General features: G+C 62.2%; 4 protein-coding genes and 8 pseudogenes. 9 read left to right on the plus strand and 3 right to left on the minus strand.

The features are described from left to right. Window positions 1–154: 154 nt before the first annotated feature. The 3 pseudogenes from LUZ64_RS35945 to LUZ64_RS35955 all read left to right on the plus strand — a co-directional run. A pseudogene (locus LUZ64_RS35945) lies at window positions 155–832 on the plus strand (ISAzo13-like element transposase-related protein); the annotation flags it as partial. Window positions 833–958: 126 nt separating this feature from the next. Further along, a pseudogene (locus LUZ64_RS35950) lies at window positions 959–1709 on the plus strand (transposase). A 28-nt stretch (window positions 1710–1737) separates the two neighbouring features. Continuing rightward, window positions 1738–1830, plus strand: a pseudogene (locus tag LUZ64_RS35955) (ISAzo13-like element transposase-related protein); the annotation flags it as partial. Between the two features lie 12 nt (window positions 1831–1842). Here LUZ64_RS35955 and LUZ64_RS35960 read toward each other — a convergent pair. Continuing rightward, window positions 1843–2147: pseudogene (locus tag LUZ64_RS35960) on the minus strand (transposase); the annotation flags it as partial. Between the two features lie 100 nt (window positions 2148–2247). Here LUZ64_RS35960 and LUZ64_RS35965 point away from each other — a divergent pair. After that, window positions 2248–2579: pseudogene (locus LUZ64_RS35965) on the plus strand (alkaline phosphatase family protein); the annotation flags it as partial. Between the two features lie 5 nt (window positions 2580–2584). On the opposite strand, the pseudogene LUZ64_RS35970 reads toward LUZ64_RS35965, so the two are convergent. Continuing rightward, window positions 2585–3292: pseudogene (locus LUZ64_RS35970) on the minus strand (IS5 family transposase); the annotation flags it as partial. Window positions 3293–3933: 641 nt separating this feature from the next. On the opposite strand from LUZ64_RS35970, the gene LUZ64_RS35975 reads away from it, so the two are divergent. The 4 genes and pseudogenes from LUZ64_RS35975 (at window position 3934) to LUZ64_RS35990 (ending at window position 8598) form a co-directional block, all read left to right on the plus strand. Beyond that, entirely contained in the window at window positions 3934–4878 is a 945-nt protein-coding gene (locus LUZ64_RS35975; protein WP_095581764.1) for a M12 family metallo-peptidase, read from the plus strand. A 685-nt stretch (window positions 4879–5563) separates the two neighbouring features. Further along, window positions 5564–5941, plus strand: coding sequence for an SSI family serine proteinase inhibitor (locus LUZ64_RS35980; RefSeq protein WP_267897178.1), 378 nt, complete (start codon window positions 5564–5566; stop codon window positions 5939–5941). 406 nt (window positions 5942–6347) lie between these two features. Further along, window positions 6348–7523, plus strand: coding sequence for a S1C family serine protease (locus tag LUZ64_RS35985; RefSeq protein WP_232390634.1), 1176 nt, complete (start codon window positions 6348–6350; stop codon window positions 7521–7523). Window positions 7524–7594: 71 nt separating this feature from the next. Further along, a pseudogene (locus LUZ64_RS35990) lies at window positions 7595–8598 on the plus strand (IS5 family transposase). Here LUZ64_RS35990 and LUZ64_RS37960 read toward each other — a convergent pair. After that, window positions 8599–9046 (minus strand): annotated as a pseudogene (locus LUZ64_RS37960) (IS5/IS1182 family transposase); the annotation flags it as partial. It abuts the pseudogene before it with no gap. A 454-nt stretch (window positions 9047–9500) separates the two neighbouring features. On the opposite strand from LUZ64_RS37960, the gene LUZ64_RS37965 reads away from it, so the two are divergent. Then, window positions 9501–9665, plus strand: a 165-nt coding sequence (locus LUZ64_RS37965) for a transposase (RefSeq protein WP_143593243.1), incomplete at its 3' end; no start/stop codon positions are given.

Genomic DNA, 9665 nt, shown 5'->3' on the forward strand with positions numbered 1-9665 from the left:
GTACGGCTCGATGAACTCCCACTGGGCATTGGCGAGTTGCCTGCGCGTCACCACCCCACTCCTACCGGATTCCACCCCGCGAAGAGGACAGAAACCAGCAGCTGATCACAACATCACACAGGCCCTAGCGGACGTCCTGCAGACACAGCCGGTCGGAAAGGGTGGGGCCACGGTTCGGAAGGGTGTGGACGAGCCGGAGGCCGACGAAGCGCCTCTGATTCGGGTCCGCCGGCCCCGCGGAGGCCCGCAAGCCTTTGGTTACGGTCGGCACTGCTGGCCCTGGTCGAGCCGGACGAGCGCGGGGATCCGATGCCGCTGTTGCGGTGGACGGCGAAGTCGACCCGCAACCTCGCCGTCGCGCTCACCCGCCAAGGCCATCGAGGGCAAGCAGTACCCGGACCGGGACGCTCAGTTCTGTTACCTCAACGAGTAGGCCAGGCGGCACACCGGGGCCGGGCAGCCGGTGATCAGTGTCCACACCAAGAAGAAGGAACTGGTGGGCGACTATAAGAACAACGGTCGGCCAGTGGCAGCCCGCCGGTGAGCCGGCCAAGGTTAAAACGCATGACTTTCTGGACCACCAAGGGGCCGGCGAGGCGATCCCGTACGGAATCTACGACGTGAGCGCGAACACCAGCTGGGTCAGCGTCGGTGCCGATCACGACACTGCGGCCTTCGCGGTCACTTCCATCAGCCGCTTGTGGCAGGCCTGCGGCCAGCACGAGTGCTCCCGGGCCACCAGGCTGCTCATCACTGCCGACGGCGGGGATCCAACGGATACCGCACCCGAGCCCGGAGGACCGAGCTTGCCGTCCTCGCGGCCAAGGCCGGGCGGAGATTACTAAGGATCTTCAGAGTGGCTACTGATCGGGTGATGGCGGCAGGCTCGTAACAGGCGAGGCCCTCGGGCTGTTGATCGAGATGTCTGACGTCTGAACTCGCTATTCGAGGGGCCTCGTTGGTTACGTATCCTGGCGCACTCGGCCTGCCGTATGCGCTCGTGGAGTGGGTCACGATGCTGATCATCACTCGCGAGGGTGACCGCAGGTGCGAACCGTGGCCCTCCCCGCGCGCGATCGTGGCGCTGGTCTACCTGCGCGAGCACACCCACCCTCGCCAAGCTCGCCGCGGGCTTCCGGATCAGCGAGGGCACCCCCACGCCTACGTACACAGCGTGACCACACTTCTCGCCGGCCGGGCCCCGTCTCTCACTCGTGCTCTGCGGCGGGCCCGCCGCAGAGCACGTGCTCGTGGATGGCACCGTTGCCGAGTGCGACCGCGTAGGAGACCGCGAAGGGGACTACTCCGGCAAGGCCAGGCGGCACGGAGTGAACATCCAGGCCGTCACCGGACCCGCCGGCGGACTCCTCTGGTACTCGCCCGCACTGTCCGGACAAACCGTCGACATCACCGCCGCCCGGACTCACCACATTGTCACCACCTGTGAATGGCTGAAGATCCCGGTCCTGGCGGACAAAGCGTACGAAGGGGCCGGCGGAACCTTCCGCATGCCCTTCAAGCGGCACCGCGGACGCGACCTGACTATCAAACAAGCAGCCGTCAACCAGGCACATGCCCGGCTGCGAGTACCGGTCGAGCGAGCCTTCGCCCGTCTCAAGTGCTGGCGGATCTTCCGCAGAGCCCGCATCAGCCCCAACCGCCTCACGTCGATGACCCACGCAGTGCTCACCCTGAAACAGCAACGCTGAAGATCCTTACTGTATGTCACCTGTCACCTGTCACCGGGCACCGGGCACTGTGAAGTGGAACAAGATCGAGCACCGGCTCTTCTCCCACATCACCATGAACTGGCGCGGAAGACCGCTGAGCCCGCCCGGTCCCGGGGACCTCGATCTCGACCGGTCCGACCTCGGTCACCACGGTCTTGGAGCGGGTGCCGTCGAGGGTGTTGCCGTCGGCGGCCTCGTGTCTCTGGTGCCCGAGGTGGTCGGTGATCTCGCCCTCGAGGGCGGACTCGAGGATCTTCTTCGTCAGCTGCCGCAGCAGCCCACCCTCGCCGGTCAGTTTGATCTCGCCGGCCTCCGCCCGGTCCACCAGCTGCCCGATCAACTGGTCATCCAGCGCCTCCGGGACTCCGACGGGCTTCATTCCTCGACGGCCTCAGCCGAGACGATCACGTCTGTCATCAGGTGTCACTTCCTATTCGAAGATCCACCGTTGACCGTACAGACCCGTAGGCAGCTGTACGTCCTAAGTCTCAAGATAAACGGAAGGGGTCCATGGGGCATGACTGGTCTGAACCGTCGAAAATTTCTTCAGATCGGGGGGCGTCCGCAGCGATGGCTGCCTTGTCGGTGTCTGTCGCCCGTGCCGCGTCCATCCCGGCGGCACGGCGCAACGGTTCCATCGAGGATGTGGAGCACATCATCGTCCTCATGCAGGAGAACCGGTCCTTCGATCATTATTTCGGCACGATGCGGGGCGTGCGCGGCTTCGGTGATCCTCGGCCAGTCACATTGCCCAGTGGGAGACCGGTGTGGGACCAGGTCTGGGACGGCACCGAAATTCTGCCGTTCCATCCTGATGCTGAGCATCTTGGGATGCAGTTCATTGGGGGCAAGCTCTTCTCCGGGATCGCGTGCCGGATGCCGCGTCGTCGCAGGTAGGAGCGTATGACGCCCTTGCTGTAGGCCCGGTCGGCGCTAACGCTGTCCGCCCTCGGGCGCGGCCGGCCGGGCCCCGTGCGGGGTACCCGGACCCTGTCCAGCACCGGCTCGAACTGGGTGCAGTCGGCCCGCTGGCCCGGAGTGACGACCAGGGACAGCGGACGGCACTTGCCGTCAGGGGACCTTGGTGGTCAGCCCGCCCCGGGACCGGCCGAGGGCCTCACCGGCCGGGCCGCCTCCTCCAGGAACGCCAACAGACTCCGGCGAACTACTTCTTGCAAGGCCCCTTTCGACACGGCGGGTGCCGACGACGGGTCCTTGCGGGCCCCGGCGGCATGCTGGTGGGCCCTGACCGCGGTGGAGTCGACGTTGATGTCCCAGTCGATGTCACCTGCCGCATCGGCGGCGGCCTGGACGTGCTGGAGCAGCCGCTCCCAGGTCTCGTCGGCCGACCACAGCAGGTGCCGCTTGTGCACTGTCTGCCACGGACCAAAACGCTCGGGCAGCTCACGCCACTGACAGCTGATACCGAGCCGGTGAATGATCCCGTTGATCACCTGCCGGTGATCCCGCCACCGGCCGCACCGGTTGTTGCTCAACGGCAGCAACGGCTCCAGCACCGCCCACTCGTCATCCGTCAGATCCCCCCTGCTCAACACGCCCAGAGCAACGAATCACATGATCGGAGAGGCACGGCTTAGACGCTGCGGAGCTGGGTGCGTCGGGCCGGCAAACACTGGCCGTGACCACAGCCGTGGCGGCCAGCGGGGACGGGCCGGGATGAGGAACTGGTCCGGCTGCATGCTGAGGTCTGATGGCTACGCAAAGCGGACCAGTCGGCCTCGAACCGTTTCGAAGACGGCCGACTCCTAGCTCGTGCACGCCCTAACCACGCACTGCGGACCTACGCGCACCCGGCCCTGCGAGGCCGCCGCCGGCCTCGTTCCGGACCTCGGCGTCGACCAGCTGGCGTTCGCGGCCCGGCTCACCACAGCCGTCCCCGAGGCCGCAGCTGACCTCACCGCATTCCTCACTAGCGCCACTTGTACCGCAGGGAGCCGGCATGAGTGAGGGACTCATCCGACACGATCCACGGCGATACCCCACACAAAGAGCAGCGCCCAACTGAGTATCCAAGCACGGCACGATCAACAGGCCCTACCCACCTCATCTTGTCAGCCGTTGCAATCGAACTGAAATAGAGCTATCGCTGATTGCAGTGAGAATAGTGATTAAATACTTTTAGCAGACATTTGGCGCGAGATGCGCCTATTAGTGTATTTCCGTGAAATCTTAAGGAGTTGAAGTGAAGTTCATTACGCGCTGGATTTCTGGGATCTTAGGTGGTGTATTGCTATCCCAGGGGTATCTGGGCTCAGTCTCCCTGGCGCAGGGCACGCTGCTAGCGGCACATCGGCCGGATGAGGCAACCAATAGGGCGATCATTGAGTGTCCGGAGGCCCCTACGGTTGACATTATGTTTCTTTACACCCCGACGGTTGGGAGAAAATATAAAGAAGATGGGGTGGGGCAAAAAATACAACAGGCTGCCTTTGAGATGAATTCGGCACTTAAGGATAGCGGGGTATGCGGCCGTGTGGAGTCCGTGCTAATTCGCGAGGCGGATAATTTTTCTGTGCTTGATAATAGAGTTTTTGAGGACTATGTAGAAGTTAGGAACTATTTTAATAGTCAGTATGTGCAGGACCTGAGGAACGGAAGTAGCGCCGATTTGGTGAGCTTGCTGTACGAGGGAAATGGGGGTTGGGCGGATCGACCCGACCCTGACATAGGGAACCCGCAGGCCACTTCGGAGCAGGCTTATAGCGTCTTGGGGATGGAATGGCTAGGGCTTGCCGGTGGTGAGGATGTGCTCAGTCATGAAGTGGGTCATAATCTTGGCGCGAGTCACGATTGGGAAACCGATCCGGTCCGTAATGAAAAATATCCCTACAATAAAGGCTACATTGCCTCTAGTAGAAAATGGAGGGATATTATGGCATACAACACAAATTGCAACCCCGACTGCCCGAAGGTTCGCGGCTATTCAAACCCTAGGTTAAAATACAATGGGGAGTCGATGGGGGAGGAGGGCGGCGAAAAGCCGGCCGATCTCGCTCGGCTTTTCAATGAAACGATCCCCATCGTCGCCCAGTATCGAAACCCTGGGCAGCAAGTGACTTCGTCCGAAAGGCAGGCTTATTGGAATTCTGGCGTTAATCGTAGGGGGGATATTATTGAGGTTGAGTAAGGTCCGAGATCCCGATGGAAAGACGCGTGGTGATTCTCGCGGTATGCCGGAACTGTGAAGTGTCCACAAGGCGGGGCCTGACTGACGAGCGGCGTGAATTTCGCGCGCGTATCCGTATGAAAACGATCGGGATGTTCACCGCAGGGTGAGAAACATGATTATAAGATTGCGTCAAACCGGTCATCGCACGTCGTGACACCCCTCATGGGTTCGGGACCGGAACCGTTCGCTGGGGGGTCGAGCGAAACGAGGGCTTAGATCCCCAGCTTCCAGGAATTTACGGATCTGCTGGATGATCCGAGACGATGTCTACGAAACCTTCTTGAAACTGGCCCGCTATGTGATCACCTACCGCCACATTCAAGAACTCTGTTAGTTCCTTTTACGTCGGGCTCAGTCTCAAATGACAAATCGGGCAGATACTTGCGGAGAGGAACAGCGCCTGTGGAGGGTCGCGTAAATATCTTAAATTAGCCCAGATCGCGAAAAGGATAGGTGTTCATGTGATAGATCTGTGGACATGTTAAGCGAGGTGAAGAATTCGCGCATTGCGAAGGGGGCTGCTTTATTGAGGCATCGGGCGATGCTGTGAGGATGCCGCACGCAGAGGCATTGGATTTTCGATTCGGTATGGGTGGTTTCAATGCCATATTCAAGATTTCGCGTTATTTTGTTATTTTTTTTCATGGTTACTCTAAGTGTAAATCCTAAGCAAGTTTGGGCAGAATCTTCCAGTTTGTATCCTCCTTCCGATCTCGTCTTCACTCTCGCGTTAGGTGAAGGAGCCGACCTGAACGTGCCCGTCATGCGTGCGGCGACACTAACCTGCTTGCCAAAGATTACTGGCTCTCACCCATTTGCTGAGAATGCTTGTAGACTTCTAGAGAAAGCGGAAGGATCGTTTGTTGATTTAATTGGGGAAAAGCGTGATTGCACAAAAGAATATATCCCTGTCACGGTAACCGCTGACGGTGTTTGGCAAGGTCGGCGTGTGAAATATGAAGAATCTTTTGGAAACCGGTGCGTGCTGCTGAGGGAGCGGGGTCTGGTTTTTGACTTCTGAACGCACAGCCTCCGCTGGCACAGTGAGGCCCAGACACACTGGCCAGGCGAGTGCTATGCCAGCTTTACCCGCACTCCTAGCTGCGATGGTTCGGGAGTTCGAGCACCTTCTTGTGGAACAGCCCTCAGGCAACGGTCCGCGAGTAGATCGGGAACTCACGATGCACCCGTCGACTTGGACACCCCGAAGTACTGGCAGCAGCAGAGCCCGCCGGGCACACTTTGGACGAAAGCAGCGCAGACCGCCTCGTCATCGATACTCTCGACCCTTGTGGCCCTACGCACGCTCCTGACGCCCCAATCCTTACTGGACGATCGCGTCCCACTGTCCACTTGCCAAGACAGAGCCGACGATCAGCGATCACGCAGAATATGGTCTTATGTGTCAGAGAGAGAACCTGCCTAGCATGCGCTTGGAAGGGATGTGTGAGGTCCCCGTCCCGGCGCCGCGCAAGCGCGCGGGCGGTCTCGTCGCGGCCGTCCTGGTGGCGGCGCTCGTCGCGGGCGGCGTCGGCGGCGGCGTCGGCTTCTGGGCGGCCAACCGCGGCGACAGCGGCTCCTCCACGACCGTCTCGGCCTCCGGCGACCCCAAGGTCGAGAGCCGCAGCCCGGGCTCCGTGGCGGACATCGCGAACAAGGCGCTGCCGAGCGTCGTCACCATCGAGGCGCAGAGCGGCGGCGGCGAGGGCGGCACGGGCACCGGCTTCGTCTACGACAAGCAGGGCCACATCCTCACCAACAATCACGTCGTCGCCTCCGCCGCCCAGGGCGGCGGCAAGCTCACGGCCACGTTCTCCAACGGCAAGCAGTACGCCGCGGAGGTCGTCGGCCGCGCCCAGGGCTACGACGTCGCCGTCCTGAAGCTGAAGGACGCCTCCGGCGCCACCCTCAGCCCCCTCCCGCTCGGCAACTCCGACAAGACCGCCGTCGGCGACGCCACGATCGCCATCGGCGCGCCCTTCGGCCTCTCCGGCACGGTCACCACGGGCATCGTCAGCGCCAAGAAGCGCCCGGTCGCCTCCAGCGACGGCGGTGGCGGTGGCGGCAACGCCTCGTACATGAGCGCCCTCCAGACGGACGCCTCGATCAACCCCGGCAACTCCGGCGGCCCGCTGCTCAACGCCCAGGGCGCGGTCATCGGCATCAACTCCGCCATCCAGTCCGCCGGCAACGGCGGCGGCTTCGGCGGCGGCCAGCAGCAGGCCGGCAGCATCGGCCTCGGCTTCGCGATCCCGATCAACCAGGCGAAGAACGTCGCCGACCAGCTGATCAAGGACCGGGTGCCGACCTATCCCGTCATCGCCGCCACGGTGAACATGCGGGACTCCGGCAGCGGCGCCAAGATCTCCTCCGCGGGCGAGAACAACGCGGCGGCCGTCACCCCGGGCGGGCCCGCCGACAAGGCCGGCCTGAAGCCGGGCGACGTGATCACCAAGCTGGACGGCACGGCCATCGACAGCGGCCCCACGCTGATCAGCGAGATCTGGACACACCGCCCGGGCGACAAGGTCACCCTCACGTACACCCGCGACGGCAAGCAGGCCACGACCGAGGTCGTCCTCGGCGAACGCAAGGGCGACTAGGGACTGTGTGAGATTGTGATCAATCTTGAGTTCCGCCCTCGTGCGGGATCGGGACCTGGTAAGACGCTGGTGTGACGCGCAGGCAACTCACCGACGAGCAGTGGAATTTCATCGAGCCGTTCCTGCCGATAGGCGAGTACGGCCCGTATCCCGGGCGGCTGCGGGAGCAGTTCGAGGGGGTGATCTGGCGGTTCCGGTCTGCTGCTCAGTGGCGGGAGATGCCCTGTGAGTTCGGTCCCTGGCCGACGGTCTACGGCCGTTTCCGGACCTGGAGGGATGCGGGCGTCTTCACCGCGCTGCTGGAGGGCGTGATCGCCGGGGCGGCCCATCAGAGGAATACGGACCTGTCCCTGGTGAGCGTGGGCTCCACCACTGTCCGCGCTCACCACGATGCCGCCGGGATGTGCATGGACAAGGAGGTCCTGGAGGCCTTGGAGGAAGCCGCCGCCGAGCAGGAGAAGGCCCGGCAAAAAGGGGCGGCCCGCAGGAACAGAATGGGCAGGACGGCGGAATCGACACCGGGCAGGAAGAGCGGCGACGCATCCGGCGACGGCGCAGGCTCCGTCTGAAGGAAGCCCTGCTCGGCAGGTCCCGGGGCGGGCTCACCAGCAAGGTTCATCTCGCTGCGGACTGCAGGTGCCGTCCGTTGTCACTCGTGCTGACTGCGGGACAGGCCGCCGACAGCCCGCAGTTCGTCCCCGTCCTGGAGAAGGTGCGGGTCCGTCTGCCCGTCGGTCGTCCCCGCACCCGGCCCGGCGCGGTCGCCGCTGACAAGGCCTATTCCTCCCGCGCCAACCGCTCCTACCTGCGCAAACGCAACATCAAGGCGGTCATCCCGGAGAAGAAGGACCAGGCCGCCAACCGGAAGAAGAAGAGCAGTCGGGGCGGTCGGCCCGTCAGCCACGACGCCGGTCTCTACAAGGAACGGAACACCGTCGAGCGTCTGATCAATAAGCTGAAGGCCTGGCGCGGCATCGCGACTCGGTACGACAAGACGCCCGAAAGCTACCTCGCAGGCCTTCACCTCCGCGCCTCGATGATCTGGATCAACGACCTCTTGCAAACACCCGGTTGATCACAACCTCACACAGTCCTTAATACTGTGTCCTACATGGGTTAGTTTGAGGAGGAGTTTGTAGCAGCAGAGAGCTGCGGCGAGTTCGAGAAAGTCGAGATAGTTGCGGGGATGACGCCTGTAGCGGGGTGGCAGAACGCCGGTAGCCGGTCAGCCAGGAGACGGTGCGCTCGATCACCCACCTTCGGAGGTCTAGCCGTTCGCGTGAGCTGAGGCTTTTGTGCGCAGTACGGACGCTGATGTGCAGTAATTGCCGCAGGTCGGGTCATTTCATAAGTTTGTCGGCGATAGAGACGCTCAGGCTTGTAGTGCCGCTGTGGAGTTCGTTTTCTATGCGGAAGTAGGACACCATCGGCTTCAGCCCGAGGCTGTCGTGGACATTGGCTGCGGAGACTTTGACACGTAAGGGCAGTGCGTTCGCGTAGGGCAGGGAGTTCAGGTGCAGCCCTTCAATAATCCAGACGAGTATTTAGTCGACAAAATTGCAGATATCGCCCTCTCCGGTAAGGCGACACCCAAATCTGCCGAGACGTCGAAACGATTAGAATGAAGTTCTCGATTGTTTGTTAGATGCCATTTATCGTGGGAACACATCCTGTCCGATGCCGCCGGGCCTCGCGTTGGGCTCTCCGGGGCCAGCACCCACGACAGTCTCACCAAGAAGCCGATGGTGTCCCACTTTCCCATGGAACGCGAAGCCTGTGCCGGTGACTCCAAACGCAAGGGCCCCGCGCTGACAAATCCTACGACATTCCTCACCTTTCGATAGCTGACTCTCTGCTTCTCTGTGCTGAACTACCCTTGCAACGGCTTACAGCGCCTTAGAGCTCGTAACGGGATCTTGTTGAGGTCTCCTGGTCGGGCGTGACCGGTGTGATGATTCGACCGTTCGTGATGTGTGAGTGCTCGGCCGTGGGACGTGGACGACGGCTTGTGGGCCGCTGATCGAGCCGCTGCTGCCGCCCTGGCCGGAGAAGGCGCCAGGGCCGCGGCCAGCATCGGACCGGCTGTGTCTGCAGGGCATCCTGTACGTCCTTCACAACGACATAGCCTGGCAACTCCTGCCT

Source organism: Streptomyces albireticuli (assembly GCF_021228125.1).
GTDB classification, from domain to species: domain Bacteria; phylum Actinomycetota; class Actinomycetes; order Streptomycetales; family Streptomycetaceae; genus Streptomyces; species Streptomyces albireticuli.

Coding starts and splice junctions, on each gene's coding strand:
- LUZ64_RS35985 (WP_232390634.1), top strand. CDS start 6,348: ATGCGCTTGGAAGGGATGTGTGAGGTCCCCGTCCCGGCGCCGCGCAAG.
- LUZ64_RS35980 (WP_267897178.1), top strand. CDS start 5,564: ATGGTTACTCTAAGTGTAAATCCTAAGCAAGTTTGGGCAGAATCTTCC.